General features: G+C 41.9%; 32 protein-coding genes. 24 read left to right on the plus strand and 8 right to left on the minus strand.

Annotated elements, in window-relative coordinates:
* The first annotated feature begins 21 nt into the window (after positions 1–21).
* The 6 genes from ctaD (at position 22) to M1K46_RS08320 (ending at position 5789) form a co-directional block, all read left to right on the plus strand.
* Entirely contained in the window at positions 22–1866 is a 1845-nt protein-coding gene (ctaD, locus tag M1K46_RS08295) for a cytochrome c oxidase subunit I (RefSeq protein ID WP_053354620.1), read from the plus strand.
* Positions 1866–2486, plus strand: a complete 621-nt coding sequence (locus M1K46_RS08300) for a cytochrome c oxidase subunit 3 (RefSeq protein WP_248252478.1) — start codon at positions 1866–1868, stop codon at positions 2484–2486. The genes ctaD and M1K46_RS08300 overlap by 1 nt, the downstream gene beginning before the upstream one ends.
* A 3-nt stretch (positions 2487–2489) precedes the next feature.
* Positions 2490–2831 carry a cytochrome C oxidase subunit IV family protein gene (locus tag M1K46_RS08305; RefSeq protein WP_053354618.1) on the plus strand — a complete coding sequence of 114 codons (342 nt, stop codon included), beginning with the start codon at positions 2490–2492 and terminating at the stop codon, positions 2829–2831.
* Between the two features lie 79 nt (positions 2832–2910).
* A complete protein-coding gene (locus M1K46_RS08310; protein ID WP_256225683.1) occupies positions 2911–3765 on the plus strand; it encodes a cytochrome c oxidase assembly protein in 855 nt (284 codons plus the stop codon).
* A 106-nt stretch (positions 3766–3871) separates the two neighbouring features.
* On the plus strand, positions 3872–5059 hold the full coding sequence (locus M1K46_RS25735; protein ID WP_256225684.1) for a GNAT family N-acetyltransferase: 1188 nt from the start codon (positions 3872–3874) through the stop codon (positions 5057–5059).
* Positions 5060–5072: 13 nt separating this feature from the next.
* Positions 5073–5789, plus strand: a complete 717-nt coding sequence (locus M1K46_RS08320; RefSeq protein WP_062231579.1) for a nucleotidyltransferase domain-containing protein — start codon at positions 5073–5075, stop codon at positions 5787–5789.
* Positions 5790–5834: 45 nt separating this feature from the next.
* Here the strand turns inward: M1K46_RS08320 and M1K46_RS08325 are convergent, their stop codons facing one another.
* The gene (locus M1K46_RS08325; RefSeq protein WP_053354614.1) at positions 5835–6182 is read right to left on the minus strand and encodes a YugN family protein; all 348 of its coding nucleotides are present in this window, start codon (positions 6180–6182) and stop codon (positions 5835–5837) included.
* Between the two features lie 168 nt (positions 6183–6350).
* Here M1K46_RS08325 and M1K46_RS08330 point away from each other — a divergent pair, with 168 nt between their 5' ends.
* Both M1K46_RS08330 and M1K46_RS08335 read left to right on the plus strand, forming a co-directional pair.
* Positions 6351–6779 (plus strand): CBS domain-containing protein, encoded by a 429-nt coding sequence (locus tag M1K46_RS08330; protein WP_256225685.1) that lies wholly within the window; start codon positions 6351–6353, stop codon positions 6777–6779.
* A gap of 116 nt (positions 6780–6895) precedes the next feature.
* Positions 6896–7921, plus strand: a complete 1026-nt coding sequence (locus M1K46_RS08335) for a CAP domain-containing protein (RefSeq protein WP_256225686.1) — start codon at positions 6896–6898, stop codon at positions 7919–7921.
* Between the two features lie 98 nt (positions 7922–8019).
* Here M1K46_RS08335 and M1K46_RS08340 read toward each other — a convergent pair whose 3' ends face one another.
* Positions 8020–8502 carry a PaaI family thioesterase gene (locus tag M1K46_RS08340; RefSeq protein WP_256225687.1) on the minus strand — a complete coding sequence of 161 codons (483 nt, stop codon included), beginning with the start codon at positions 8500–8502 and terminating at the stop codon, positions 8020–8022.
* Positions 8503–8686: 184 nt separating this feature from the next.
* On the opposite strand from M1K46_RS08340, the gene ylbD reads away from it, so the two are divergent.
* Both ylbD and M1K46_RS08350 read left to right on the plus strand, forming a co-directional pair.
* The gene (ylbD, locus tag M1K46_RS08345) at positions 8687–9130 is read left to right on the plus strand and encodes a spore coat protein YlbD (RefSeq protein ID WP_053354610.1); all 444 of its coding nucleotides are present in this window, start codon (positions 8687–8689) and stop codon (positions 9128–9130) included.
* A 12-nt stretch (positions 9131–9142) separates the two neighbouring features.
* Positions 9143–9388, plus strand: a complete 246-nt coding sequence (locus tag M1K46_RS08350; RefSeq protein ID WP_256225688.1) for a YlbE-like family protein — start codon at positions 9143–9145, stop codon at positions 9386–9388.
* A gap of 47 nt (positions 9389–9435) precedes the next feature.
* Here the strand turns inward: M1K46_RS08350 and M1K46_RS08355 are convergent, their stop codons facing one another.
* Entirely contained in the window at positions 9436–10206 is a 771-nt protein-coding gene (locus tag M1K46_RS08355) for an ATP-grasp domain-containing protein (RefSeq protein WP_256225689.1), read from the minus strand.
* A gap of 164 nt (positions 10207–10370) precedes the next feature.
* Here M1K46_RS08355 and M1K46_RS08360 point away from each other — a divergent pair, with 164 nt between their 5' ends.
* Positions 10371–10811 (plus strand): YlbF family regulator, encoded by a 441-nt coding sequence (locus M1K46_RS08360; protein ID WP_053354607.1) that lies wholly within the window; start codon positions 10371–10373, stop codon positions 10809–10811.
* Between the two features lie 31 nt (positions 10812–10842).
* Here the strand turns inward: M1K46_RS08360 and M1K46_RS08365 are convergent, their stop codons facing one another.
* Entirely contained in the window at positions 10843–11163 is a 321-nt protein-coding gene (locus tag M1K46_RS08365; protein ID WP_256225690.1) for a hypothetical protein, read from the minus strand.
* A gap of 92 nt (positions 11164–11255) precedes the next feature.
* Here M1K46_RS08365 and M1K46_RS08370 point away from each other — a divergent pair, with 92 nt between their 5' ends.
* Positions 11256–11531: a YlbG family protein gene (locus M1K46_RS08370; protein ID WP_053354605.1), complete on the plus strand. Its 276-nt coding sequence runs from the start codon at positions 11256–11258 to the stop codon at positions 11529–11531.
* Positions 11532–11572: 41 nt separating this feature from the next.
* Here M1K46_RS08370 and M1K46_RS08375 read toward each other — a convergent pair whose 3' ends face one another.
* Entirely contained in the window at positions 11573–11950 is a 378-nt protein-coding gene (locus M1K46_RS08375; protein ID WP_256225691.1) for a DUF7147 family protein, read from the minus strand.
* Between the two features lie 391 nt (positions 11951–12341).
* Between M1K46_RS08375 and rsmD the strand changes: the two genes are divergently transcribed.
* Both rsmD and coaD read left to right on the plus strand, forming a co-directional pair.
* Positions 12342–12899: a 16S rRNA (guanine(966)-N(2))-methyltransferase RsmD gene (rsmD, locus tag M1K46_RS08380; RefSeq protein ID WP_062231595.1), complete on the plus strand. Its 558-nt coding sequence runs from the start codon at positions 12342–12344 to the stop codon at positions 12897–12899.
* Between the two features lie 25 nt (positions 12900–12924).
* Positions 12925–13413 carry a pantetheine-phosphate adenylyltransferase gene (gene coaD / locus M1K46_RS08385; protein WP_256225692.1) on the plus strand — a complete coding sequence of 163 codons (489 nt, stop codon included), beginning with the start codon at positions 12925–12927 and terminating at the stop codon, positions 13411–13413.
* Here the strand turns inward: coaD and ylbJ are convergent.
* Positions 13410–14645: a sporulation integral membrane protein YlbJ gene (ylbJ, locus tag M1K46_RS08390; RefSeq protein WP_256225693.1), complete on the minus strand. Its 1236-nt coding sequence runs from the start codon at positions 14643–14645 to the stop codon at positions 13410–13412. The genes coaD and ylbJ overlap by 4 nt on opposite strands.
* Before the next feature lie 118 nt (positions 14646–14763).
* Here ylbJ and M1K46_RS08395 point away from each other — a divergent pair, with 118 nt between their 5' ends.
* Together M1K46_RS08395 and M1K46_RS08400 are read left to right on the plus strand one after the other, a co-directional pair.
* Positions 14764–15588: a patatin-like phospholipase family protein gene (locus M1K46_RS08395; protein WP_062231601.1), complete on the plus strand. Its 825-nt coding sequence runs from the start codon at positions 14764–14766 to the stop codon at positions 15586–15588.
* Positions 15548–16591: a SepM family pheromone-processing serine protease gene (locus M1K46_RS08400; RefSeq protein ID WP_053354599.1), complete on the plus strand. Its 1044-nt coding sequence runs from the start codon at positions 15548–15550 to the stop codon at positions 16589–16591. The genes M1K46_RS08395 and M1K46_RS08400 overlap by 41 nt, the downstream gene beginning before the upstream one ends.
* A gap of 12 nt (positions 16592–16603) precedes the next feature.
* On the opposite strand, the gene M1K46_RS08405 is transcribed toward M1K46_RS08400, so the two are convergent.
* Positions 16604–17845: a nucleotidyltransferase gene (locus M1K46_RS08405; protein WP_256225694.1), complete on the minus strand. Its 1242-nt coding sequence runs from the start codon at positions 17843–17845 to the stop codon at positions 16604–16606.
* Between the two features lie 148 nt (positions 17846–17993).
* Between M1K46_RS08405 and M1K46_RS08410 the strand changes: the two genes are divergently transcribed.
* The 4 genes from M1K46_RS08410 (at position 17994) to M1K46_RS08425 (ending at position 20398) form a co-directional block, all read left to right on the plus strand.
* Positions 17994–18515 carry a YceD family protein gene (locus tag M1K46_RS08410; protein WP_053354597.1) on the plus strand — a complete coding sequence of 174 codons (522 nt, stop codon included), beginning with the start codon at positions 17994–17996 and terminating at the stop codon, positions 18513–18515.
* A gap of 63 nt (positions 18516–18578) precedes the next feature.
* Complete coding sequence (gene rpmF, locus M1K46_RS08415) at positions 18579–18755, plus strand: 50S ribosomal protein L32 (RefSeq protein WP_053354596.1); 177 nt, start codon at positions 18579–18581, stop codon at positions 18753–18755.
* A gap of 125 nt (positions 18756–18880) precedes the next feature.
* Complete coding sequence (locus M1K46_RS08420) at positions 18881–19645, plus strand: enoyl-CoA hydratase/isomerase family protein (RefSeq protein WP_256225695.1); 765 nt, start codon at positions 18881–18883, stop codon at positions 19643–19645.
* A 144-nt stretch (positions 19646–19789) separates the two neighbouring features.
* The gene (locus tag M1K46_RS08425) at positions 19790–20398 is read left to right on the plus strand and encodes an RsfA family transcriptional regulator (protein WP_256225696.1); all 609 of its coding nucleotides are present in this window, start codon (positions 19790–19792) and stop codon (positions 20396–20398) included.
* Between the two features lie 47 nt (positions 20399–20445).
* Here the strand turns inward: M1K46_RS08425 and M1K46_RS08430 are convergent, their stop codons facing one another.
* Positions 20446–20922: an N-acetyltransferase gene (locus M1K46_RS08430; protein WP_053358284.1), complete on the minus strand. Its 477-nt coding sequence runs from the start codon at positions 20920–20922 to the stop codon at positions 20446–20448.
* A 176-nt stretch (positions 20923–21098) separates the two neighbouring features.
* Between M1K46_RS08430 and M1K46_RS08435 the strand changes: the two genes are divergently transcribed.
* The 4 genes from M1K46_RS08435 (at position 21099) to M1K46_RS08450 (ending at position 25264) form a co-directional block, all read left to right on the plus strand.
* The gene (locus M1K46_RS08435; protein WP_091005315.1) at positions 21099–22445 is read left to right on the plus strand and encodes an acetyl-CoA carboxylase biotin carboxylase subunit; all 1347 of its coding nucleotides are present in this window, start codon (positions 21099–21101) and stop codon (positions 22443–22445) included.
* Between the two features lie 21 nt (positions 22446–22466).
* Positions 22467–22679: an acetyl-CoA carboxylase biotin carboxyl carrier protein subunit gene (locus M1K46_RS08440; RefSeq protein WP_053354592.1), complete on the plus strand. Its 213-nt coding sequence runs from the start codon at positions 22467–22469 to the stop codon at positions 22677–22679.
* 57 nt (positions 22680–22736) lie between these two features.
* Positions 22737–24278, plus strand: coding sequence for an acyl-CoA carboxylase subunit beta (locus M1K46_RS08445; RefSeq protein ID WP_053354591.1), 1542 nt, complete (start codon positions 22737–22739; stop codon positions 24276–24278).
* 95 nt (positions 24279–24373) lie between these two features.
* Entirely contained in the window at positions 24374–25264 is an 891-nt protein-coding gene (locus M1K46_RS08450) for a 2-dehydropantoate 2-reductase (protein WP_256225698.1), read from the plus strand.
* Positions 25265–25398 lie beyond the last annotated feature (134 nt).

A 25398-nucleotide genomic window follows, 5' to 3' on the forward strand; every position in this document is an offset into this window, starting at 1 on the left:
TTGTAAAAAGGAGGTAAAAAGGTGTCTACTCATGCAAGTCACAAAAAGAGAAGTGGGCTGATGGACTGGCTCACTACAGTCGATCATAAAAAAATTGGTATTTTATACCTTATTGCAGGGGGATTCTTCTTCATCATTGGAGGAATCGAAGCAATGTTAATGCGAATTCAGTTGATAAAACCGGAAAATGACTTTGTCGCTGCTGAGACGTTTAACCAATTGCTGACGATGCACGGTACTACAATGATTTTCTTTGCGGCCATGCCGTTGATTTTTGCTTTTATGAATGCTGTAGTCCCATTGCAGATCGGGGCAAGGGACGTTGCGTTCCCGTTTGTTAACGCATTAGGATTCTGGCTGTTTTTCTTCGGAGGAGTACTACTGAATTTAAGCTGGCTCTTAGGAGGAGCTCCTGACGCTGGTTGGACGGCTTATGCGCCTCTTTCAACAACGTCCGGGGGACCGGGGGTGGACTTTTATGTACTGGGAATTCAGATCTCGGGGATAGGAACCCTTATAGGCGGAATTAACTTCCTGGTAACAATCATCAACATGCGTGCTCCTGGTATGACATTTATGCGCATGCCGTTGTTTACCTGGACAGCATTCGTTACATCAGGTTTGATTCTATTTGCATTCCCTCCATTAACTATTGGTTTATTTATGTTATCTTTTGACAGAGTTTTTGATGCAAACTTTTTCAACCCGGACAATGGCGGTAATATTTTGATTTGGGAGCATATTTTCTGGATCTTCGGACACCCTGAAGTTTATATCCTCATCTTGCCTTCATTTGGTGCGATCAGTGAGGTTGTTGCGACCTTCTCAAGAAAGCGTCTTTTCGGATACAGCGCCATGGTGTTCGCGACCGTATTGATCGGTTTCTTAGGATTCATGGTATGGGTCCACCATATGTTTACGGTCGGCCTTGGACCTGTAGCTAACTCTATTTTTGCCGTAGCAACTATGGCTATCGCTGTTCCTACAGGTGTTAAGATCTTTAACTGGCTTTTCACGATGTGGGGCGGGAAAATCGTATTCTCAACAGCCATGCTTTGGGCGGTTGGATTTATCCCGACATTCGTAATGGGTGGGGTAACAGGTGTTATGCTTGCCATTCCTTCAGCTGACTACCAATTCCATGACAGCTATTTTGTAGTAGCCCATTTCCATTATGTAATTGTGGGTGGCGTAATACTTGGTCTTTTTGCAGGCCTATACTATTGGTATCCTAGAATGTTTAACAGGGTTTTGAATGAAACTCTTGGGAAAATTCATTTCTGGACGTTCTTTATCGGCTTCCACCTTACATTCTTCCCTCAGCATTTCTTGGGCCTGATGGGTATGCCGCGCCGGGTATTTACATACCTTTCCGGCCAGGACCTGGATCAATTAAACTTTATCAGTTCAATCGGTGCCTTCTTAATGGCAATCGGTACGATTGTATTATTAATTAACATAATCATTTCAGCTTCAAAAAAATATGCACCTTCTTCCGATCCTTGGAATGGAAGAACGCTGGAGTGGGCCATTCCGTATCCTACACCTGAATATAACTTTGCACAAACACCATTAGTTCGGGGACTTGATGCCTTTTGGATTGAAAAAGCAGCTGGGAATAAAGGCATGACCCCTGCAGAACCAGTCGGGGATATCCACATGCCTAATCCATCCATCCTCCCGCTCTTTATGTCAATCGGGCTTTTTAGCGCAGCGTTAGGATTAATTTATAACACTATAACTGTAACAATCATTGGAATAATCGCCACGTTTATTTGCATGTTCTTACGTTCAATTATTGACGACCATGGCTTCCATATTCACAAAGAAGAAGTGGAAGACGATTTAAAGGGGGTTAAAGAATAATGCACGCAGATGAACGATTAAATGATGCTAACTTTCCGAAACATCCCGAAAAAGCCACCCTTGAAGGCAAAAATAAATTTTTAGGATTTTGGCTGTTCTTAGGTGGAGAGACCGTTTTGTTCGCAACATTGTTCGGAACGTACTTAGGCCTTCGCCATATGAATATGGATGGCCCAACTACTGAAGAACTATTCAAGCTTCCAACCGTATTCCTGGCTACCATGCTCCTGCTAACAAGCTCTTTAACAAGCGTATATGCGGTACTTGCATTAAAGCAAAACCGCGTAAAAAGCTTGCAAGGATGGTTTTTTGTAACCTTACTCTTGGGTCTTTGCTTTCTTGGCCTGGAAGTATATGAATTTAATGAATATGTCCATGAAGGGCATACTTTTACAAGCAGTGCTTTTGGTTCTGCCTTCTATACCCTTGTAGGATTCCATGGAGGCCACGTAGCTTTCGGCTGTTTATGGATCATTACATTGCTAGTACGCAACTGGAATCGCGGAATTACGCTTGTAAACGCACCAAAGTATTATTTATTTGCCCTCTATTGGCACTTTGTTGACGTCGTTTGGGTATTCATTTTCACTGTTGTGTATCTTATGGGGAAGGTGGGTTAAGAGATGGCTAATCATAGCAACCCTGAAACCAATGTTCACCGCAGCGAGGCACTGCAGCGTAAATTGGCGTTTAAAGAAGAGAGGAAACACCATAATGTTTCTTTCATTATGATGATCCTTTTAACACTGATTGCGTTCTACGCCATTTGGAGTGATAAAGTAGCTGATTCTTTTGCGGTACTATTTATTCTCGTACTTGCTGTTGTTCAAGTATTCTTTCAATTGTATATCTGGATGCATTTAAGTCATAAGGGACATGATTTCCCGCTTTGGGGAATGATGTGCGGAATCCTTGTTGCTGCCATTACGGTTGTTGGTATTGCAGGAATGATCTGGACTTCTTAAATGGAAAATGGCTGCTTAAAGCAGCCATTTTTCATAAATATTGAACATCCCTGCTTTCCGTGGGAAAGGAGTTTATATAATGGACCATAACATGAGTCATGAAAAAATCAGTGATTTTGGTTTTTACAGCCTTTACCGGCCGGATATTTTCATCCTAATTTTGATCATTGGCATTTTATATTTTAAATATTACGGCAACAAAAACTCGGCTTTAAAAACAACAAAGCTGCAAAAGTTCTTCTTTTCAGCAGGTCTTGTATTTTTGTATATTTCCAAAGGCAGTCCTTTAAATGTCATCGGCCATCATTATTTATTCAGCGTGCATATGATTGAAATGGCAGTAAGCTATCTTGTGGTGCCGCCGCTTATGATCCTCGGTATGCCGCATGGTTTGTATTTGAAATGGTTTAGCCTTCAGAACTCACTGATGAACATCGTCCGCTTTTTAACAAAACCGCTCATTGCGATCTTAGTCTTTATTACGCTGTTTTCCATTTACCATATGCCAGTCGTCTTTGACGCAGTCATGGCAAATGGATTTGTGGCTTTTCTCAGCCATACCATCTTGTTTATCACGGCATTTACGATGTGGTGGCCAGTTCTTTGTCCGATTGAAGAATTGAATTCATTGTCTGATTTACAGAAGGTTGGATATGTATTCGCAAGCGGTGTTTTACTGACGCCAGCCTGTGCATTGATCATGTTTGCCGGCCATCTGCTCTATTCAACGTATGCTCATGCGCCAGAACTGGTATCGTTTCTTCCTCCATTAGAAGACCAGATGACCGGAGGAATTGTTATGAAAATTCTTCAGGAAGTGGTTTACGGAGTAGTGCTTGGACACATTTTTTATAAGTGGGTAAAAAGAGAACGGGCGAAAGACAAAGAAGATTTAGCACTGATCAAAATGAGTGCTGCTGCAAATCATTCATAAAGACAGTAAGTTAACCGGCAGCCGGTTAACTTTTTTTTTTGAAAAAAAAAAGAGTTGGACCGTATAATGTCGAACTAGTTGTTAGAGAGAAAAAGGAGGAAAACCAGTGATTAGAAACCTTCAAAAGGAAGAACTGATGCATTCTCTTGAGCTTTCACAGTATGCATTCAGATATTCATTAACAAGAGAAGATATAGAAAAGAGACTTCGAAATCTCGATCCTGCAAGCGTTTACGGTACGTTTGGTGAAAATGGCCAGCTGCTGGCTAAACTGCATTTGCTTCCGTTTGATGCTTATTTAGGGGGAAGATCCGTAAAAATGGGCGGTTTGGCGGGAGTAGCAACCTGGCCTGAGAACAGAAGAAAGGGACTGGTCAGGCAGCTGCTCAGACATTCATTGGAAGTGATGAATAACACGGGTACTTATCTATCCATGCTTCATCCGTTTTCAGTAAAGTTTTACCGGAGTTTTGGATGGGAACTAACATGTGATTACAAAAAATATAAAATACATAAAACCCAATTTCCGCCCTTTCATGAAGTGAGCGGCAGAGTAGAACGACTATCTGAAGACAGTTCACCTATACTGTCTCCAATATATGAGAGATTCTCAGAACGCTATAACGGCTCATTGAAGCGAAATGAAGTGTGGTGGAATAATAATGTGCTTTCAAACTCGAAAATAGCACTCTACAGGCAAAGCAACAACGAGGGTGCAGGTTATATCCTTTATTCAATAAAAGAAAAAGTAATGGAGATCGAAGAGTTTGTTGCACTGGACAGAGAAAGCTGGGAAGGGCTTTGGAACTTTATAAGGAATCATGATTCAATGATTAACGAAGTCACCATTGTAGCTCCCCCTGATGATGAAACGGGATTTTATTTGGATGATCCTAAGATTCATCAGGGGCAGCACAGTTATTTTATGGCGAGAGTTGTAAACGTTCTTGAGGCTCTAAAAGAATATCCATTTAACAAGATTCCAGGTGAAACGTTGTTTCTCCACGTGAGAGATGACTTCGCTGAATGGAATACAGGTACCTATTCCGTTACAGCAGATGGGATACAGCCAAGTGTGAATTTCTTCCCTGCTAAAGAAGGAGAATCTTCATGCCAAATGGCGCCTAAACGTGGAATTTCCCTTGGAATTAAGGAACTGACGGCTATTCTCTTTAACTATAAACAACCTAAAAGCCTGCTGAATCATGGGAGAATATCCGGGAGGGAAGAAGATATCGCTTTATTTGAATCACTGCTCCCAAAAAACACACCATTTATCTACGACTTTTTTTAAGGAGAATGAAATAATGTCAAATAGAGATTCGGCCGTTGAGGCTGCCAAAAAGTTTATTGATCAATTCTTTCCTTCTGGAGAAGTTGTATTTCTAGCGGGGAGTATCGTTAGAGGGGAAGGTACCGAAAGCTCTGATCTCGATATTGTGATTTTTGATGCCTTGGCAGAACATTCGTTTAGAAAATCGTACCTGGAGTTTGGATGGCCAATTGAAGCATTCGTTCACAGCTTTCAGTCTTATAAAGTTTTTTTTAAGGAAAACAGAGACAGAGCAAGACCCTCACTTCCACAGATGTGCGCAGAAGGGATCATTCTGAAAGACAACGGACAGGCAGCTGCCATCAAAAATGAATCTCTGGCTTTGTTAAAAAGAGGCCCGTCACCGTGGAAGTCCAAAGAAGTGGATTCTGCCCGCTATGAGATCACAAACCTGCTTGATGATCTGGAAGGGTCGAGTAATCCATCTGAAGATCTTTTCATTGTTTCAAAATTGGCGTACATGATCCATGAATTTATCCTCCGTGTAAATAGCTGCTGGATTGGTGAAGGGAAATGGATGGTAAGGGCGTTAAAAGAATTTGATGAGGAGTTTGCACTACGTTTTGTTCAGGTGTTTGATGAGTACTATAAAGCAAGAGAGAAACAGCAGGTGATTGGCTTTGCAGATGATGTGCTTGAGCCATACGGAGGAAGGCTGTTTGAAGGATATGCAATAGGAAAAAGAGAATAAGGAAAAACCCTTTCCGACGGGAAAGGGTTTTTTGCCGGAAGGGCATTATTTGATTTCTTCTATCACTTGATTAATAAGTTTTTTGCAATGATCTGTAATTGTTTTAGGAAACTCCTCATCATATTCAACACCGTGCGGATAATAGTGTTTTCCAAGGTAAGGATCCGATAGTTCAATCTTTGCATGAGAGCTCTCAACTTCGCCCTCTGCCACACGGCATGGAAAACGCAAGTAATATACGTCACCATTCGTCATATCTTCAAATTTATAATCGTATGTAATTCTTTCATAATCCCACTGTCCTGCACGGATGATTCCATGGTTATGCATAATATGTTCAAGAATTGAAAATTGGACAACTTGACCCTTCAGGCCGCTTTCTTCAAATAACATTTCCTTAACCTCCCACTGTTCATGTAAACCTTTACTTATCTATGATAGTATGAATGCTTTAAAGATGCAATCGTTGTCATAATATTTCCCCTTTATTGAATGGGCGTATAGAATGCCTTCAGAAGTGAACACTAATCTCGATAAAAATTGAGTATGGAGGAATCTTTAATGAAAACAATACGTGACATTATGACAACGAACGTGGATACTTGTTCACCACAGGACAGTATCTATGAAATTGCTGTAAAAATGAAACAGGATGATGTAGGGGTCATTCCAGTATGTGAAGGAAAGAAACTCCTCGGAGTCATCACGGACAGAGATATCGTCATCAGGGCAGTTGCAGAGAAGAAACAGGGTTCAACGAAGGTAACGGATGTCATGAGCAGTAAACTCGTAACAGGGAGCCCGGACATGAACATAGAGGAAGCTTCCGATCTCATGTCAAAGGATCAGATACGCCGCTTGCCAATCGTAGAGAACAGCAATTTAGTTGGAATTGTTTCCCTTGGTGACATCGCTGTGCATAAAGAAACAGACTCTAAAGCAGGTGCGGCACTAAGTGAGATTTCGGAACAAAGAGATCAGCTTCAGTAAAATTGCAAATACCCTAAATGAAAGCACCTTGTAGAAGGTGCTTTTTTAATTTATAGACAAATTCCACAATTGTGAAGTACAGTTATGAAAGGTATGTTTTGAAGGGAGAACCACTTTTGAAGAAAACAGCAATCCTAACGCTTTTTGCAATTCTCGTTATCTCGTTCTTTTTGGACAGTTGTGATCAGAATTCTTATCATACTCCTGAGAGACAGGAGAAACATAAAATCCCTCAGGAGAGTATTCAAACATTAAGCATCGAAAAATCGACCGTGGCTAATTTTGTAGGTAAAAGCAATAACTATCTGACCAAACGGCTTGGCCCCCCGGACCGGATCGAACCATCAGCTTACGGATATGACTGGTATGTTTACTCAAGTTCCGAGAACCAGTATATGCAGGCTGGAATCAAGGATAATAAAGTGGTAACCGTCTTTGTGGCAGGGGACAGAGTGCCGATCAAACCGTTCAAGATCGGCCAGTCCGTAACGTCACTTCTAAAAGAGATTCCTGTTAAGAGTGAGGTTACCGTTAATAAAACCGATGATTTCTTTCGTTTCGAGCTATCGGAAGATGAAATGAACACCCGTCCTCTTATTCCATTTCATGATATTTTTGCTCAGCTTTATTTTGATAAATTTACTCAGGAGCTTTCCAGCATCAGGTATCTGGATAAAGAAACATTGCTCATGCAAAGACCCTATTCTGTCGTATACAGAGGCAGCTTGGAGAAACAGCCTGTATTCTCCGAAAAGTTGAAGAGAAAAATTGAAAAAGGACAAGAACAGCAGATTCTGGATATTACCAATGTCATTCGCTTAAAACATGGGTTAGCTTCTTTAGCAAAGGATAGCAAGACAGCAAAAGTGGCCTATAACCACAGCAAAGAAATGGAAGAGCTTAATTATTTTTCGCATAAATCACCCACGTCAGGTGACTTGGCCGATCGGCTAGAAGCGGGAAAAGTGAAATACTCACAGGCCGGTGAAAATATTGCAGCAAAATATACAGATGGACCGGCTGCAGTAGAGGGATGGCTCAACAGCCAGGGCCACCGGGAAGCGCTTTTAAATAAAAACTATACTCGCTTGGGTGTAGGGGTTTATGGGAGCAATTATACACAAAATTTTATAAAGCCATGATAAGCAGTCAGGGGAGGTCAGATGATCTCCCTTATTTTTTTTGAAAAACAAAAAACGTGTTGCTGTGTTAGAGCTCCAGCGCTTGTCGGACTGACCGCTTACGCCTTTCTTACAATAAAAAACGTGCCGGTCGAGACGGCGATTAATTGGTTTTGGTCACCGTAAACTTTTGATTCTGTAACGATGACTTTTTTTCCACGGTTTAGCACTTCTGCTTCACAGCGAAGAAAGCTTCCTGTTCCGGGAGAAGTAAAGTTTACTTTCATTTCAACGGTAACAGCTGCTGATCCTTCAGAAAGCGTCTGGTTGGCTGCTGTTCCCATAGCGGTGTCCATTAAAGTTGAAGTGAGTCCGCCATGCACTATTCCTATTGTGTTGCTTAATAATGGAGTGATTGGCACAGTGATTTCCAATTTATGATCATTAATGATGTTCAGCTTCATATCCATTAAGCTTGAAATATAAGTAGAGTGGGTGTGTTCCCTTTTATTTTTTAAGCTTTTTATGATGCCTGACAGCACATTTCTCTCTTCTTCTGAGGCTTCTGTTATGAAAGACTCCATCTCTTTATACAATTCCATTTTTTTATTTCCTCTCTCTCTGTCTAGTTGCAACACCTGCTGCTCTTCAATTTTGACACAAAAAACAAAGGTAAACAACGATGTTTAAAGCAGCACAAGAAAAATAGGCGCACCATTTTATAGGCGGAACTGTATCATGTAATAGGTGAATTGTAGTCGTTGAAGGACAGCCGGGGGTGAGAAGATGAAAAAGGACGTTGAGGCATTCCGAATATTTGTTCAGAAACATCCTAAGCTGATAAGTGAAGTCCGTTCAAATAATCGTACGTGGAGGGATGTTTATGAAGATTGGTATTTCCTTGGGGCAAATCATGAAAGCTGGAAGGCTTTTAAGGCCGAAAAGGATCAGGATACGTTAAAAACCGATCATTTCAGGGGACTGAAGGAAAGAAAACAGAAACAGGAACCGGAATCGGCTGAAGAACATTCTAAAAAAGAAATTACAGTCGGAGATGTTTTTTCCATGTTTCGAGACATCAATGTCAGTGAAATTCAGCAGCATATTGTCCAATTCAGCGGTGCGATAGAAGGCATTCATCAGCTGCTGAAGCAGTTCCAGGGCAGCAAATCAGTTCAGGGCCCGCCGTCAAATTCAAAGGATAGTTATTTTTCAGTATTTAAAGACTAAGGGGTGTGACGGATGAGAAGGGAAATTATTGACTATTTAAATACTAGACCAGACCTTAAGTTTTTTATTCGGGAGCAGCCTAGATGGTATCGGGATCTATCGAGAAATCCCCTTCTGCTGGAAGTGATGGAAAGTGAAGCGAATGTGTTTTTTGGGAGGACATTTGGCCAGCGGATTGATAAGTTCCACAATCAAGTGAAAACAGTGGGATTGATGATTGATTTTCTGAGCATGATTGGAAAAGGAGAAGACCTATAGGCCTGCTATAGGCTTCTCTTTTCACCATAATAAGGGGCATACTTTGCTTACCGGTCCATCTCAGCTGCTGTAAGATATTCATGAATTTTTTTCTCTGGAGATACGGCAAGGTGGTTAAAGGCCTGGTTTCCGAAAAGCACATTAAACTCTAGAATATAAAAACGGCCGTTCGCCGCAACGATATCAAAGCCTGCATGGTTGATATTGAGTCCTTGAGCAACACGAAGGACAAGCTCTAATGCTTCAGCAGGAATGTTATCGAATGAGAGGGTTCCGCCCTGGCTTACGTTATTATGAAAGCCGTTGCTGCCTATGCGCCAATAACTTCCAATAATCTCATTTCCAACTACGCATATTCGAAGATCACGGTCAATCGGAAGGTATTCCTGTATATAGAAAACATTGTTTTCTTTTGCATATTCTTCGAATTCTTGTTCGTTATGAATAAGAAATACGCCTTTCCCCATTGAATTACGAATCTCCTTGGCAACAAAAGGAAAAGGAAAAGTCTCCAGAACCTTGCGCTTGTTCTCATTGGAATGTCCTAGAATCTCAGTGTATGGAAGATTTTCTGGACAAACCGTCCATAACGCACGTGTCATCTCCATTTTGCTAAACCCAAGCTGAATACTTTCGATGCTCGGAAATATTTTTTTCTTCATTCCATATACCAACGAGTTTACCTGCCAGTTTTCCGGAAAAAGAAGGACGTCTGCTGCTTTTATTTTATCAAGCTCTTTGAACATGTTGTCAGGCTTTACATACTGTATGCCAGGGATTCCAATCGTTCTAAAAGGGTTAAACGTTACAAGTTTCATTGCGGTCCTCGCTCTCAAAGTCTTTCAAACGAGAGTATTATACTTTTTTTTATAAGAAGGAGTCAATGTTATGGAGGCGGTTTTTCTTTTATCTCATAATAATTTCGGCTATAATAATAAGATGAAGGTAGAAAGTATAAGTAATCACTGCAGGGAGTGAGAGGATGCTGGGATTAGTGCTGGATTTTGAATTGCTGGATGAATCCTATTCTCTCGGAAAGATGATAGCTGAATCAGAAGCTGCCATACAATACCGAGTGTGTAAATATAATCTTGAACAAGACGCAAATGCTCAGAAGCTCATCAATGAGTTCAACAAAACAAAAGAGCTGTATGAGGAAGTACAGCGTTTTGGAAAGTATCATCCTGATTATAAAACCGTATCAACAAAGGTGAGGGTTTTAAAAAGGGAACTCGATTTTAATGAGACCATAGCCGGTTTCAAAAAAGCGGAGAAAGAATTGGAAAGCCTGTTAAACGAATGCAGTTCCCTTATAGCGGGAAGCGTTTCAGAGCACATCAAAGTGCCGACAGGCAACCCATTCTTTGATTCAAAAAGCTGCAGCGGCGGTTGCGGAAGCGGAGGCGGATGCAGCTGCGGTTAAGGGCTCTCGAAACAGAGCTCTTATTTTTCTTTTATCTATGATAGCGGATACAATCTTCACAAAGGTTGCCGCAGCAGAACATCTTTTGTTGAGGAACGAGAAATCGGAACCGGTATACATATAAATGAGAATCTGTCCTGAAATAGGATATTTCTGCGTTCAGCCTTTTGCCCTTCATGGCTTGGATTGATCGAAGTTTTATCTCTTCCTCTATTTTCGTTCTGTCTGCCGATCCATCCGTTTTAATATAAAGAAACGGTATACCGGTGATGAGTTTTTTTTCTGCAGAATCGATAAAGGAAGTCTTCCGTACGGCCTCGAGGAAGCCATTCCAAATGATGTCAAGGTTCATAGGGGAAACTCCTTTTCTTAAATGGGATTAAATTGCAGACTGATAATAATCATGCTAGACTAAAAAAAATGATGGTGTTAAAGGAGTAATTTATGATTGGAAACCGAATGGGGCTTGCGGTTTATTTGCATTCACTGAAATTTTCAAAGCAGCTGAGGAGATATGGAAATGTACATTATATTTCAAAACGGTTGAAATATGCTGTTATATATTGTGATGCAGCAAAAATTGATGATGTTGCCGGCAAACTGGAATCTCTTCATTTTGTGAAAGAAGTGAAACGATCTCATAAACATGAGATCAAAACAGAATATGAAAGCAAGATCCCGGATAAAGCAAAAGAATATGATTACAAGATGGGATTATAAAAGACGATGACCCGAAAGAAGGATTGGGTCATCTTTTTATTTTAAAACAATGGCGGAATTAGATAATTTAAACGCAAAATGCCGGTCAAATAGTGAAAATACAGTTCTTTTTCTTCGAAGTCTCCTGAAGGTTTCACGTCAAAGGTGATGATTTTCTTCTCCAGTTTCCGGGAGAGCCCTTCAAAAAGCTGATATCGCTTTGAATCTGCCGGAATCCCTTCCCGGCATATGTATAAAGGCTGGAAATTTCCTTCATCTGCGGGATGCAGTACTACGATGAATGAGGCTTTTTGAATCCCGTTGATTTCAGTTCTTAGACAGAGCAGCTGACTGAGTCTCTTTTTGTTCGTTTTGGCGATTTCCATTAGTTCATAAATATCTGAATAACCTTCTCCGAGTTCAATAAAACGCTGAATCATAGGATGCGTTGATCCCCCTTTCTTTCTTTGACTTTAGCACACAAGGCTGAGGCTGAAAAGGGAGGGGAGCTTTTTATGAATCAAAAAAAACCCGCAGAACATCTGCGGGTTGCCCAAGGATAGGTAAAAACACTTTTTACTATCTTTAAGGCGATGGGAGAGGAGAAACCGGAGGAAGAACTTATGGGGAAGTAAGTCTTCTCCGCGGTTGGCAACAACATCATTAGGGATGTTGTTAGGATTAGTATAGCCCTTGTCTAATTTTCTATACTTTAGGCTTGTAAAATAACTTGACAGTTTCTGTTTATTCTAAAAAAAGTGTGATAGGATAATGTTGAATAAGAGCTGGAAGCAGCCATTAATCGTAAATTGATATGTAAGGTGTGGAAAAATGAGAGTTATTTCAGGTGAATGCAAGGGCAGGCCTTTGAAAGCTGTTCCGGGACAGTCAACACGCCCCACAACAGATAAAATCAAAGAGTCACTTTTTAATATTATCGGCCCTTATTTTGATGGCGGAATTGGACTGGACTTATACGGCGGCAGTGGAGGGCTCGGAATAGAGGCTCTTAGCCGGGGAATGGATAAGATGATCTTTGTGGACCGTGACATAAAGGCAGCAGAGACGATTAAGAATAATATTAAAGCATGCCGTTATGAAGAAAAGACAGAAGTTTATAGAATAGAATCACAGCGAGCCTTAAAGGCACTGAAAAAAAGGGAGTTTCAATTTGACCTTGTGCTTCTTGATCCGCCTTATGCGAAACAGCGGATTGCCGACGACATAACAAAACTTGATGAATATGGCTTATTAAGCAAGGGAGTTCAGGTTGTAGCTGAACACGATCCTGGTGTGCTCCTTCCTTCATCGATCGGAAGTCTTGAAAGAGTGAGAGAAGAGACTTACGGAAGTACTAAGCTTTCTTTATATTTACGTAGAGAAGAGTAAATACATTGGACAAGAGGTGGAGAGCATGCCGAATATAGCAGTTTGTTCTGGGAGTTTTGACCCAGTCACACTTGGACATTTGGATATTATCAAACGAGGCGCAAAGGTTTTTGATGAGGTTATCGTTGTAGTAGCGAAAAATCAGAGCAAAAGCCCATTATTTTCTGTAGAAGAACGGTTAGGCCTGCTACAGGAAGTGACAGGTGAACTTCCAAATGTCCGGATCGATTCATTCAGCGGACTTTTGATCGATTATGTTAAAAGCGTAGGAGCAAGCGTCATACTTAGGGGGCTCCGGGCAGTATCGGATTTTGAATATGAAATGCAGATTGCATCCATCAACAAAAAGCTGAACGAAGAAGTAGAAACGTTTTTTATGATGACAAATAATCAGTATTCCTTCTTAAGCTCAAGTATCGTTAAAGAGGCAGCTAAATACCATGCATCTGTAGAGGGACTCGTTCCCCCCGCCGTACAGGACGCATTAAAACAAAAGTTCAGTTCCCCTCTTTAATGAAAACGGGGGTTTTTTTTGTTGAGCGAATGCTTAAGACCCCAGATCAATATAGAAAGAATAAGAGCAGCAAGTGTCATATATGAACCTGCTTTTATAAAGAAGTGCCAATATTCATCCCAAGGGTACATCATCAATTGGTTCTGTGCCCAAACAGTTATTGATGTTTTGGAATGACTGTAAAGAAACAAGGGAAAGAACAGCGCTGCTAGTACAGAAGCATACAGACCGTGCAAAAGCCTGGCGAAAAAGAACGGTTTGAAGCGAATGTCCGTATCAGCAAGAATGCTGGCAACCTGAGCCTGAACAGAAAAGCCGCTGAAGGCGAGAATGAAACTGACAATAATGCATTGCTGTAAAAGCATGCTTGTGCTTTCGCTGGCGAGCTTGCTGCCGAGAGTGATCTCAAATAAGCCCGTTATGAGCGGATAGCTGAGGACGCCTGAAATAGAGAGGATCGAAAGACATTTTTCAAGCAGGTGTGCAAAGACAGGCGTTATCGCCAACAGGCTTAAAACCTTATTGATCACTGAAAACAAGATGATAAATCCTCCGATCATCAGAAGTGTACTGGTAGATGATTGAACAGCATCTCCTAACAGCTTTCCGATGGGCCGGCCGTCAGCCAGCCGGGCCTGATGCATTTTTTGCAGAGCGCTTAACGGCTTGAACCTTGTTAAAAAGCGGTTCGAATCTTCCCCTTTCATCATTTTCTTCCCGTGGAATCTCATGGTGAGGCCGACAAGAATGTTTCCTGCATAGTGGCTTAAGGCCAAAACGATACCGAGAGACGGATTGTTAAAAAAACCGACAGCCACTGCTCCAAAGATAAACAGCGGGTTCGAACAGTTCGTAAAAGAAACGAGTCTCTCTGCTTCAATCGTAGTGATTTCTTTTTGCTGCCACAGTCTGGCCGTAAGTTTGGCTCCAGCCGGAAAACCGGATGAAAGCCCCATTGCCCAGACGAATCCCCCAGAACCGGGAACCTTGAACAAAGGGCGCATTAAAGGCTCAAACAGCACGCCAAAAAAATGAACAACACCAAACCCGATCAAGATTTCGGAAAGGATAAAAAAGGGTAAAAGAGAAGGGAAAACAACTTCCCACCACATCTCTAAACCGTCCAGCGATGCCGCAAACGCCGCTTTTGGAAAGATCATAACCGCAGCAGCGAGCGTGATCGCGGCTATAGAGAGTACGATAGATTTATAAAAATTCCATTTCACTTTCATCCCCCGTTTCATCAAGTGAGACTAAAGAGCCATCCCTTGTCCATCTATATATTTATACGTATAGGCAAGTTAATTAGACCATATCTTAAAAAGGACAAAAGGTTAGGAGGAGTCTGTAATGCAGAGGCCGATCATCGGTTTGGCACTAGGGTCAGGTGGAGCTAGGGGCTTTGCACATATAGGAGTAATCAAGGCACTCCGTGAAGCGGAAATACCGATTGATATGATCGCGGGAAGCAGTATGGGTGCCCTAGTCGGAGCTATGGTTGGAATGGGGCATAATAATGAGAATCTCATAAAAATGGCAACTTTATTTAAAAGAAAGTATTATATGGATTATACAGTTCCTAAAATGGGGTTTGTTTCAGGAAAAAAAATAAAAGAACTGGTCCGCCTGCTCACACAAAATAAAAAGATTGAAGACACCATCATCCCGCTTTCCATTGTTGCTACTGATTTGATCAAAGGTGAAAAAATTGTTTTTAGAAAAGGACCGATTGCCGAGGCGGTCAGGGCAAGCATTTCAATTCCTGGCATTTTTGTACCTGAAAAAATAGGCGGCAGGCTGCTCGTTGACGGAGGAGTGATCGAAAGAGTGCCGGCTGCTGTTGTAAGGGAAATGGGAGCAGATATTGTGATTGCTGTAGATATCTCTCATTTTAAAGCTCAGCCGGAGATGGCTTCCATTCTGGATGTTATTGTCCAAAGCATTGATATCATGCAAAGAGAAATTGTCCGCTATCATGAGATCTCAGCTGATATTATGATCAGGCCGATGGTCGAACAATATAGCTCGACAGCTTTTAAGAATGTAAGTGAGATCATCTTAATTGGAGAAGAAGCTGGGAAAAGTAAAATTGAGATGATTAAAAGCAGAATTGAGAAATGGAAGGAGAACAATCATGAAAGACCATCAAAACCCCCGGAGATCGAGCCGGATTAGTAAATTATCACTTCTTGGGGTGATCGTGCTGGCGCTGGTCATCGCACTGTATCCACTGCCTTATTATGTGACATCACCGGGAAGTGCCAATGAACTGGCACCCATTATTCATGTAAAAGACGGCGATAAAGAAAAGGGAAGCTTTATGCTGACCACCGTACGGATCGGAAAAGCAAATATCCCTCAATATTTATATGCAAAAGTAAGCGATTACCGTGAACTTCTGCCGGCAAATGAAGTTCGTTCCGACGATGAAACAGATGAAGAATACAACCAGCGGCAGCTTCAGATGATGCAGGATTCTCAGCACGCAGCTACAGTAGTAGCTTACCGGAAAGCTGGAAAAAATGTAAAAATCATCAGCAAAGGTGTCTATGTCACCGGAATTATTTCAGGTATGCCTGCAGAAGGAAAGCTAAAAGTCGGGGATGAGATTACGGAATTAGAAGGAAAACCGGTAAAAACAACAGAAGAGCTGCTAAAAAAATTGGCAGGGAAAAAAGCGGGAGACAAAGTGCAATTAAAAGTCCTCAGAGGCAAAAAGACATTTGCGAAAACCGTAGCACTTGCTAAATTCCCTAAAAAACTCAGCCAGAACAATGAAAAAAGAGCGGGCATCGGCATTACATATCCTGTAACAGATGTGGAGATTAAAGTTGATCCGCCGATCTACATAAAAACAAGTGAAATCGGCGGCCCTTCAGCAGGTTTGATGTTTTCTCTGGAAATCTTAAATCAGCTGACAAAAGGCGATATGACGAAGGGACACAAGATTGCGGGAACAGGAACGATTAATATTAATGAGGAAGTCGGGCCGATCGGCGGCATTCAGCAGAAGATTGTGGCAGCGGACAAAGCAGGTGCTGAAATCTTTTTTGCACCTGTCAGTGCCAACAATTACAAAGATGCTGTAAAAGCAGCGAAAGATATTAAAACGGATATGAAGATCATACCAGTTAAAAAAATGGATGACGCAATCAACTACCTGAACAAATTAAAATAAAATAGCAAAGGCCTATAGAAAGAGGCCCTTGCTTCTGTCAAAGCGTAAGGGAGGAGTACTATACTCTTCCTTTATTTTTTTGGAAAGAACCGCTTGCGGATATCCGGCATAATAAATGGACGAGACACGCTGTTCCAGCTCCAGCATAGGGTGACTGTACTGTGAGACTGTGGTTACAATTGGTACAGTGACCTCTTTTTTGCGCATTCTTAAGTACCTCTGCCCCTCACTGCTCATTCCCAGAATGCGTATGTATGGAGGCCCTTTGCGAACCCATTCTGCAGCTGTTTCTTTTTTAATATTGTGCAGGATATGAAGGCACATTCGCTGAAGCCTTGTCCATGTATAGCGTTTGGTTTTTAAGGCAGCCATAAACTCATGAAAATTATTTGCGCCTGAGATAACTGAACGGAGGCGGTGCTCCAAGCCCTCTTCTGTTTCATACAGCTCACTTAACTGTTCTGGTGTTGATGAGAGCAGTTTATACCGGAGGATTGGATATAATGACTCCCATGTAGTGAATTGTCCTGTTTCCTGAAGGTGACTCTCTAGTATATCCCGTGTATAATCTGGAACCGCTTCCTTAATTTCGTTTGTGCTTATATTTTCAGATTCAAATAAAGTCTTTCTTATGGCGGTTGCACTTGCAATTTTATGTGCAGTGATTTGATCTTCGTGATAGGCGGCCCCGATCCGTTTAATGGTATTAGGCTTGATGGGGAACTCCTGATCGAGGATTGCTTTTACATATTCAATGCCTAAAATATTATTGGGCTTGGCCAGATCGAGGGTATTGCTGCTTAACATAAGTGAATCGGCCGCAAGGGAAGAAGCCTTCGGAAATGAATACCCTTGTTTTATAAACGATTGAAAAGATTGATCATATAGAGTTTTATTCTTCTCCAGTTCTGAAATTGTATGGTAGAATGAATCCATGTTTCCTGATTCACTGCCAAAGCAGATAGCATCAACACCCATTTCATTTAAAAGAAAGACACTGGATTGTGCAAAAATAGGTGCAGGTGATACGGCGAACAGATAGGGTAGTTCAATAACAAGGTCAGCGCCTCCCATAAGGGCCGTTCTTGACCGGTCCCATTTCGAGAGGATGGCGGGTTCACCGCGCTGCAGGAAATTCCCGCTCATAACGGCAACAATTATGTCACTCTCTGATTGTTTTTTTGATTGTTGCAAATGATAAGAATGTCCATTATGGAAAGGATTATATTCGACGATGATTCCGCAGGCTTTCACGGATTAACCTCCTTTTTGAATAAACATAGTACTTATTCTAGTTTAACGTTAATCGCCGCTTCTTTAAAGAACATGCTGTAAAGATATTATGTTGACATTTCTCTTTATGGCCGATATAATTATTACTGTTGCCTTGAGGTGAAAATAGATGAATTGGTCACTACAGGAATTAAAAAACTTTTATCGAAAACCGCTTGAATTTGATGAGTATGTTGATGCAAGTGAACTTAAATCGCTTGATAAGGAAATTCGCGATATACCGCCTGTTCATGTTAGCGGACATGCCGATGTTACTCAGCAGAAAGCCACCTTTTACCTGAAAATTCAGGGAGAAATGGTCCTTCCCTGCTCAAACACATTGGCAGATGTCCATTTTCCATTTTCGATAAAGACAACCGAAATTTTTCTTCTGGATCCTTCATATACGGTACCGGCTGAAGAGGAGAACCTTCACACGGTAGAAGGGCATTTCCTTGATCTGATGCCTTATATACAAGAGCATATTCTGCTTGAAAAGCCAATCAAAGTGGTAGCCGGACCTGATGTTAAGGATAAGAAGGCTCCGCCTGAAGGAGAAGGATGGCAGGTCGTTACTGAGGAAGACCGCAAGAAGAAGATTGATCCTAGACTTGCGGATCTTGCCAAGTTTTTTGACAAAGACAAATCGTAAAATTGGAAAATCTGATGTATGTTTCAGACAAAACCAATACCCCATTTTAAGGAGGTGGATAACATGGCAGTACCTTTTCGCAGAACTTCCCAAACCCGCCAAGCAAAGCGCCGTACTCATTACAAGCTTGAAATGCCTGGTATGGTAAAATGTCCACAATGTGGAGAATACAAACTTTCTCACCGCGTATGCCGTGAATGCGGTTCTTACAAAGGAAAAGAAGTAATCAGCAGCAAATAAGAAGAAACAGGAAGCAAATCTGCTTCCTGTTTTTTTATATATATGTAAATTGAGGATTTATTGATCAATTAAAGGATTTTCCCGCTTAAAAACGAACTATATGTGTGACGTAAAGGGGGAATTAGATGGAAAAAGTACTGTATACAATTGAAGATGAGATCGGATGGATCACCATCAACCGTCCTGAAGTCAGAAATGCCGTGGATTTTGAGGTAATGGAGCAATTAGAGGAATACATAACTCAAGTCAATCAAAATGATAAAGTAAAAGTCTTAGTGATCAGAGGAGCTGGAAACCGGGCATTTTGTGCTGGGGGAGATTTACGGGCTTTTTCAGGTCTCAAAACAGAAAGACAAGCTCACATTATGCTTTCGAGGATGGGTGAAGTGCTGAAGAGCCTGTTTTTCTTTCCGAAGCCAACTGCCGCCTTGATCAATGGAACGGCAGTAGGAGGCGGATGTGAAATCGCGTCTGCCTGTGATGTCAGGATCGCTTCGGCGAATGTGAAGATGGGCTTCGTACAGGGAACGCTCGGGATTACAACAGGATGGGGAGGCGGCACCTATCTCATGGAGAGGGTACGGAAACTGGATGCACTGGATATGCTGTGGAGCGCAGGAAAGCTGACGGCGAAACATGCAGCCGACAAAGGATTTTTACAGTATCTGATAAAAGACGGTGACATTCAAACAGAGTGCACTAAATATTTAAGAAGGTATACGGAACATTCGGTTGATGTGCTGAAGGCCTATAAACAGGTATATCTTCGCAGCCTTCCCTTCCAAGAAATTAATACAAGAGCAGATGAAGAAATAAAAACATGTGCAAAGCTCTGGGAATCAGAAAATCATCACCATGCTGTGGCAGCATTTTTCAATAACAGCAACTGATTTGCCTTGATCTTTTTACTAAGTATAGTATCCTGGCGAAATGGAAAACGTACGATGGAGACCTCTTATTAATAGAACAAAAGTCTATCTTTTCTATTAATTGCATAACTATGTAAAAACGACATAAAAGATGGAGGGATTAGGTTGACTGTTGTTCGCCAGGATGCTTGGAACCAGGATGAAGATGTATTGCTAGCAGATGTTGTACTTCGCCATATCAGGGAAGGGAGCACTCAGCTGGCAGCGTTTGAAGAAGTGGGAGAAAAACTGTCACGTACTTCTGCGGCCTGTGGGTTCAGATGGAATTCTTTGATCAGAAAAAGGTATGAATCAGCCATCGCTATAGCAAAAAAGCAGCGGAAAGAAAGAAATAAAGATAAGATTGATTATGAGGAAAGCCGTGTAGACGTTTCGAGGCATGATGGTAAAAGAGATGAATATGTCGTTGCGAAGGAAAAGTCATTATCACTGGATGATGTCATTGTCTTCTTGAAGAATTTTAAATCTACTGAAGAACGCCGTTCGGGCCAAGAGCTGGCTAATCTTCGGAATCAAGTGGAGGAACTGAAAACACAAAATGCTCAGTTTCAGTCCCATCTTCAGAAATTAAATCATGAATACCAGCTCGTTTGTGAAGATTATAAAGCACTGATAGAAATCATGGACCGTGCTAGAAAAATGGTGGCGACGGATGAAGAAGGCGGCAATCATCTGACATTCAAAGTAGATGGCCTTCAAAAACTTGAAAAATAAAAAAAGATGGCGGAGAGCGCCATCTTTTTTTATTTTTGCTTATTTAATTATAGCGCTTGTTCAGTTACCCCTTTTGGATAGGACACATAAGGGTTTTCCCCGCGGTCCCTTTCTTCATTGTAGGTAACGGCTTCAAAGCCCATTTTCTCCCAGAACCCGCTCGATTGCTGTCTTCCATTTGTTTTAATTGGAAGATTGAACGATTGTGCAAATTGAACCAGCGTTTTACCATAGCCTTTCCCTTGATACTGCGGCAGTACTTCCAGCTTCCACAATTCAAAATAATCCTGTGGTGGACTGAAATAACGGTCGTATGCTGCCTCAATTCTATATAAGCTCATCCTGGCCACTAATTTGTCGCCAAAATAGATTCCGTAAAAAGGAGACTCACTGTCATTTTCAATAATGTTATCTTGAAGATCCTCGAGCATAGACAGCTCCTGAATACCGTATTCTTTGAACTGTTTAAATTCTTCTAATGTTTTATAGTTGATGACTAAGCGTTTAACTGTATACGTTTCCATGGTGCTCATAACTCGTTCCCCCTCGAATGACTCTGTTGATTATGTTTCTTTTAGTATATACTAATTATGCGAAAAATTCTTTAAAAAAGAAATATTCGTTTTGTTGCCGCTTACAAAAGGAAAAAAATATTTTTTGTCGAATATACGACAATGAGGCATCGAAGGGAGGATATAAAGTGAAGAAAATATTGATCGCTAACCGGGGAGAAATTGCCGGACGAATCGTTAAAACGTGTTCGGAAATGGGAATAGAATCGATTGTGGTCTTTTCGGATGCTGACAAGGAACTTCCCTACGTTCAGCAGGCCACTCGTGCTTATCATCTGGGAGAACCCCCGGTCATTAAATCTTACTTGAACCAGGACAAAATCATTGAGATTGCACAATCTGAAAAGGTTGATGCGATTCATCCAGGCTATGGATTCCTCTCCGAGAACGGGGAGTTTGCTAAAAAAATAGAAGAACTAGGCATAACGTTCATCGGTCCGTCCCCGAACGTAGTGGAGGCCATGGGAGACAAAGTTCAGGCGAGAAAAACCATGGAGAAAGCGGGTGTCCCTGTTGTCCCTGGAACGACTGAACCGATTGCAGATGTAGAAGAAGCGGCATCTATCGCTGGCAAGATCGGCTATCCTGTTATGCTTAAGGCAAGCGCAGGAGGCGGCGGGATCGGTATGGTCCGCTGTGACGATGAAGAAACCCTTCGAAAGCAGTTCCTCTCCAGCCAGCAGCGAGCTAAAATGTATTTTGGCAGCGACCGTATGTTTATAGAGAAATTTATCAGCCCTGCCCGCCATATTGAAGTTCAAGTATTTGGAGACAGCCAAGGAAACATCATCCATTTGTTTGAAAGAGACTGTTCCATTCAGAGGAGGCATCAAAAAGTCATTGAAGAATCACCTTCACCTTATTTAACTGAGAAACTGCGTGGAGAAATGGGTGAAGCCGCAGTGAAAGCTGCTCAATCTGTTTCCTATACGAATGCGGGTACAGTGGAATTTATCGTTGATGGCGATGGGCATTTTTATTTTCTTGAAATGAATACCCGTCTTCAGGTCGAACACCCCGTAACGGAAATGACGACCGGGTTGGATCTTGTGAGATGGCAGATTGAAGTGGCTTCAGGAAAATCGCTCCCGCTCCTGCAGAATGAAGTGCAGCAGAAAGGCCATAGTATGGAATTCCGCCTATATGCAGAGGATCCTGTTAAATTTCTTCCTTCACCAGGAAAAATTGAAGTTCTTTCGTTCCCTCAAGGAGAAGGGATCCGAATTGATGCAGGTTATGCAGCAACAAACACTGTCTCTCCGTTTTATGACCCAATGATTGCGAAGATTATTGTAAGCGATTCCAACAGAGAGCAGTGCCTAAAGAAAGCAGCTGAGTTTTTTAACGAGTTTGAGGTCAGAGGGATAAAAACAAATGCCCCTCTTTTCAAAAAGGTTCTTGAGGATCCTGATTTTCAAAAAGGGGTCTATACGACAGGTTTTTTAAGTGAGAAGCCAAAGGTTACAGAACAATAAAATACGTAGGAGTGTATGAGAATGAAACAGGTTATCGCATCAATGGCAGGAACAGTATGGAATATTGCTGTATCAGAAGGAGACCAGGTATCAGCGGGACAGAGTGTGATCATCCTCGAATCAATGAAGATGGAAATACCGGTCGAAGCAGAGTCGGCAGGGACAGTAGAAGAGATTAAAGTAGCGGTTGGAGATTTCGTAAATGAAGGAGACGTTCTAGTTACTCTGGCTTAAGGTTACGGAGAAAAACTGAACGAGCGCTCACTCTTTAACGCAGATGGAGGGATAACGATGGATTCAACGAAGACAGAATCGTCCTATGAAGTACTTGTCAGCAAGATTAAAGCAGGCGGTGCGGAAAAATATCATGCTAAAAACGCCTCTCAAAATAAGATGTTTGCAAGAGAACGTCTCTCGCTGTTATTTGATGAAGGTGAATTTCATGAAGAAGACGGACTGTTTGCAAACAGCCAGGCGGGAGATCTTCCCGCTGATGGTGTCATCACGGCAACGGGCAAGGTAAACGGACAGACGGTATGTGCGATGGCGAATGATTCTACGGTTAAAGCGGGCTCGTGGGGTGCCCGGACTGTGGAAAAAATTATTCGTATCCAGGAAACAGCACAGCGGCTGAAAGTTCCGATGTTTTATCTGGTCGATTCTGCAGGTGCACGGATTACCGATCAGATTGACATGTTCCCGAATCGCAGGGGAGCTGGAAGGATTTTTTATAATCAGGTAAAAATGTCAGGCATGATTCCTCAAGTCTGCCTCCTTTTTGGACCTTCTGCTGCAGGCGGAGCATACATTCCTGCATTTTGTGACGTTGTTATCATGGTTGACCAGAATGCGTCCATGTATCTGGGCTCACCAAGAATGGCTGAAAAAGTAATCGGCGAAAAAGTTACCCTGGAAGAAATGGGCGGAGCAAGGATGCACTGTTCGGTGAGCGGTTGCGGGGATATCCTCGCTGCAGATGAAAAAGAAGCGGTCAGCTATGCGAGAAAGTACCTTTCTTATTTTCCGGCCAATTACAAGCATAAGCCTGCTTTTACAGAAGAGAAGGCTCCAGTTTCTGGAAGAGAGATCAGCGATATCGTGCCAAAGAACCAGAACGTGCCTTTTGATATGTATGAATTTATCAGCAGAATTGTGGATGAAGACAGCTTTTTTGAGATGAAGAAGCTTTTCGCTGCAGAAATTGTTACCGGTTTTGCAAGAATAAAGGGCCGCCCGGTCGGATTGATCGCCAATCAGCCAAAAGTGAAAGGCGGAGTGCTGTTTGTTGATTCAGCCGATAAGGCCGCTAAATTTATCACGCTGTGTGATGCTTTCAATATCCCTGTTATTTTCCTGGCGGATGTACCTGGTTTTATGATTGGTACGAAAGTAGAAAGAGCGGGCATTATCCGCCATGGAGCCAAGCTGATTGCCGCCATGAGTGATGTCACGGTTCCTAAACTGTCTGTTATCGTAAGAAAAGCCTATGGAGCTGGACTTTATGCGATGGCTGGCCCTGCGTTTGAACCGGACTGCTGTATCGCGCTTCCTACCGCGCAAATTGCTGTTATGGGCCCAGAAGCTGCGGTAAATGCAGTTTATTCAAACAAAATTAATGAGATTGAAGATCCGAAAGAACGCGTGATGTATGTCCAGCAGAAACAACAGGAATACAAAGAGCATATTGACGTGTATAAATTGGCTTCTGAGCTGATTATTGATGATATTGTTGAACCTTCTGCTTTAAGGGAGACGCTCTATCACAGACTCGTCTTTTTTGAATCAAAAGATATGGTGTTTAGTGAAAGAAAGCATCCTGTCTATCCGGTATAAAGGATCCCTCCGCTGTTTTTGGCGGAGGTCTTTTTTGTGTCAAGATATGATAATATGAAGAAAATACGACGATACATAGGGATTAGGAGGAGTCCATGAAAATTGCCATAATCGGAGGAGGATCCATCGGCCTGCTCCTCGCAGCATTTTTTTCAGAAGAAGGCCAAGAGGTTACAGTTTGCACAAGGACAGGCCAGCAGGCAAACGCCATCAAACGAAATGGTGTGAGCTGCAGGTCCGCTTCAGGTACTGAAAAAACATATCCAGTTTCTGCGAGTCTGATTGATGAATACAAAGAAGAACCGCATTATACGGTTGTTTGTGTAAAACAGCATCAGCTGCCTGCTGTCTATGCTATTTTACGTTCCAGCCAGAGGTTTTTAGACAGTACACTGCTCTTTATACAAAACGGAATGGGGCATGTGGATTCATTGGATTCCCTGCCCCAGCAGAATATTTTGGCCGGCATCATTGAACATGGAGCGCTTAAGATCAGTGATCATGAAGTGCGGCATACCGGAAATGGGAAAATTAAGCTCGCCTCTTACCGGGGCGGCATTGACAATGCATTTTGGGGAAGAATGATAACAGGAAACTTCAGTATTGAATCAAAAGACAGGCTTGATTCCATCATGAAGGAAAAACTTGTGGTAAACAGTGTGGTCAATCCATTAACCTCATTGTTCCGTGTTCAGAATGGTGACATTGAGCGGAATGCTCATTTAAGAGTAATGGCGAAACTTCTTTTTGAAGAAGCCTGTGGTGTTTTAGGTATTGGAGAGACGGATGCTCTTTGGGAGCATGTAAGGAATGTCTGCAGAAGAACAGCGGAAAATCGGTCTTCAATGTTAAGGGATATTGAAGAAGGACGAAAAACAGAGATCGAAGCGATCAGTGGATATCTTCTTATGGTCGCTGATCATAAGGGGATGCATCTTCCTTACACGAAGTTTGTCTATCATGGAATCAAGGCATTAGAACCATAAAAGCGCAGTGGTTCACCTTCTATTGAATGTTGTTCTTCTTTTCGCATAAGTTACAATGAAGAGTCTTGTTTTGTTTTCTTAATTTCTGTACTTTTCTCCGAGCATTTCATTTTGGTGATGAACCTGTAGTTTGC

It is taken from the genome of Fictibacillus sp. WQ 8-8, from assembly GCF_024494405.1.
In the GTDB taxonomy this organism is placed as follows: Bacteria; Bacillota; Bacilli; order Bacillales; family Fictibacillaceae; genus Fictibacillus_C; species Fictibacillus_C marinisediminis.

Bases quoted from the DNA above. Each gene is read 5' to 3' on its own strand.
- M1K46_RS08450 (WP_256225698.1), top strand. From the start codon at position 24,374: ATGAAAATTGCCATAATCGGAGGAGGATCCATCGGCCTGCTCCTCGCA.
- M1K46_RS08305 (WP_053354618.1), top strand. From the start codon at position 2,490: ATGGCTAATCATAGCAACCCTGAAACCAATGTTCACCGCAGCGAGGCA.
- M1K46_RS08300 (WP_248252478.1), top strand. From the start codon at position 1,866: ATGCACGCAGATGAACGATTAAATGATGCTAACTTTCCGAAACATCCC.
- M1K46_RS08355 (WP_256225689.1), bottom strand. From the start codon at position 10,206: ATGAAACTTGTAACGTTTAACCCTTTTAGAACGATTGGAATCCCTGGC.
- M1K46_RS08420 (WP_256225695.1), top strand. From the start codon at position 18,881: ATGGAAAAAGTACTGTATACAATTGAAGATGAGATCGGATGGATCACC.
- M1K46_RS08330 (WP_256225685.1), top strand. From the start codon at position 6,351: ATGAAAACAATACGTGACATTATGACAACGAACGTGGATACTTGTTCA.
- M1K46_RS08325 (WP_053354614.1), bottom strand. From the start codon at position 6,182: ATGTTATTTGAAGAAAGCGGCCTGAAGGGTCAAGTTGTCCAATTTTCA.
- M1K46_RS08320 (WP_062231579.1), top strand. From the start codon at position 5,073: ATGTCAAATAGAGATTCGGCCGTTGAGGCTGCCAAAAAGTTTATTGAT.
- M1K46_RS08395 (WP_062231601.1), top strand. From the start codon at position 14,764: ATGCAGAGGCCGATCATCGGTTTGGCACTAGGGTCAGGTGGAGCTAGG.
- ylbD (WP_053354610.1), top strand. From the start codon at position 8,687: ATGAAAAAGGACGTTGAGGCATTCCGAATATTTGTTCAGAAACATCCT.
- ylbJ (WP_256225693.1), bottom strand. From the start codon at position 14,645: ATGAAAGTGAAATGGAATTTTTATAAATCTATCGTACTCTCTATAGCC.
- M1K46_RS08445 (WP_053354591.1), top strand. From the start codon at position 22,737: ATGGATTCAACGAAGACAGAATCGTCCTATGAAGTACTTGTCAGCAAG.
- M1K46_RS08310 (WP_256225683.1), top strand. From the start codon at position 2,911: ATGGACCATAACATGAGTCATGAAAAAATCAGTGATTTTGGTTTTTAC.
- M1K46_RS08400 (WP_053354599.1), top strand. From the start codon at position 15,548: ATGAAAGACCATCAAAACCCCCGGAGATCGAGCCGGATTAGTAAATTA.
- M1K46_RS08440 (WP_053354592.1), top strand. From the start codon at position 22,467: ATGAAACAGGTTATCGCATCAATGGCAGGAACAGTATGGAATATTGCT.
- rsmD (WP_062231595.1), top strand. From the start codon at position 12,342: ATGAGAGTTATTTCAGGTGAATGCAAGGGCAGGCCTTTGAAAGCTGTT.
- M1K46_RS08410 (WP_053354597.1), top strand. From the start codon at position 17,994: ATGAATTGGTCACTACAGGAATTAAAAAACTTTTATCGAAAACCGCTT.
- M1K46_RS08430 (WP_053358284.1), bottom strand. From the start codon at position 20,922: ATGGAAACGTATACAGTTAAACGCTTAGTCATCAACTATAAAACATTA.
- M1K46_RS08350 (WP_256225688.1), top strand. From the start codon at position 9,143: ATGAGAAGGGAAATTATTGACTATTTAAATACTAGACCAGACCTTAAG.
- M1K46_RS08370 (WP_053354605.1), top strand. From the start codon at position 11,256: ATGATTGGAAACCGAATGGGGCTTGCGGTTTATTTGCATTCACTGAAA.
- M1K46_RS08375 (WP_256225691.1), bottom strand. From the start codon at position 11,950: ATGATTCAGCGTTTTATTGAACTCGGAGAAGGTTATTCAGATATTTAT.
- M1K46_RS08360 (WP_053354607.1), top strand. From the start codon at position 10,371: ATGCTGGGATTAGTGCTGGATTTTGAATTGCTGGATGAATCCTATTCT.
- M1K46_RS08365 (WP_256225690.1), bottom strand. From the start codon at position 11,163: ATGAACCTTGACATCATTTGGAATGGCTTCCTCGAGGCCGTACGGAAG.
- rpmF (WP_053354596.1), top strand. From the start codon at position 18,579: ATGGCAGTACCTTTTCGCAGAACTTCCCAAACCCGCCAAGCAAAGCGC.
- coaD (WP_256225692.1), top strand. From the start codon at position 12,925: ATGCCGAATATAGCAGTTTGTTCTGGGAGTTTTGACCCAGTCACACTT.
- M1K46_RS08340 (WP_256225687.1), bottom strand. From the start codon at position 8,502: ATGGAATTGTATAAAGAGATGGAGTCTTTCATAACAGAAGCCTCAGAA.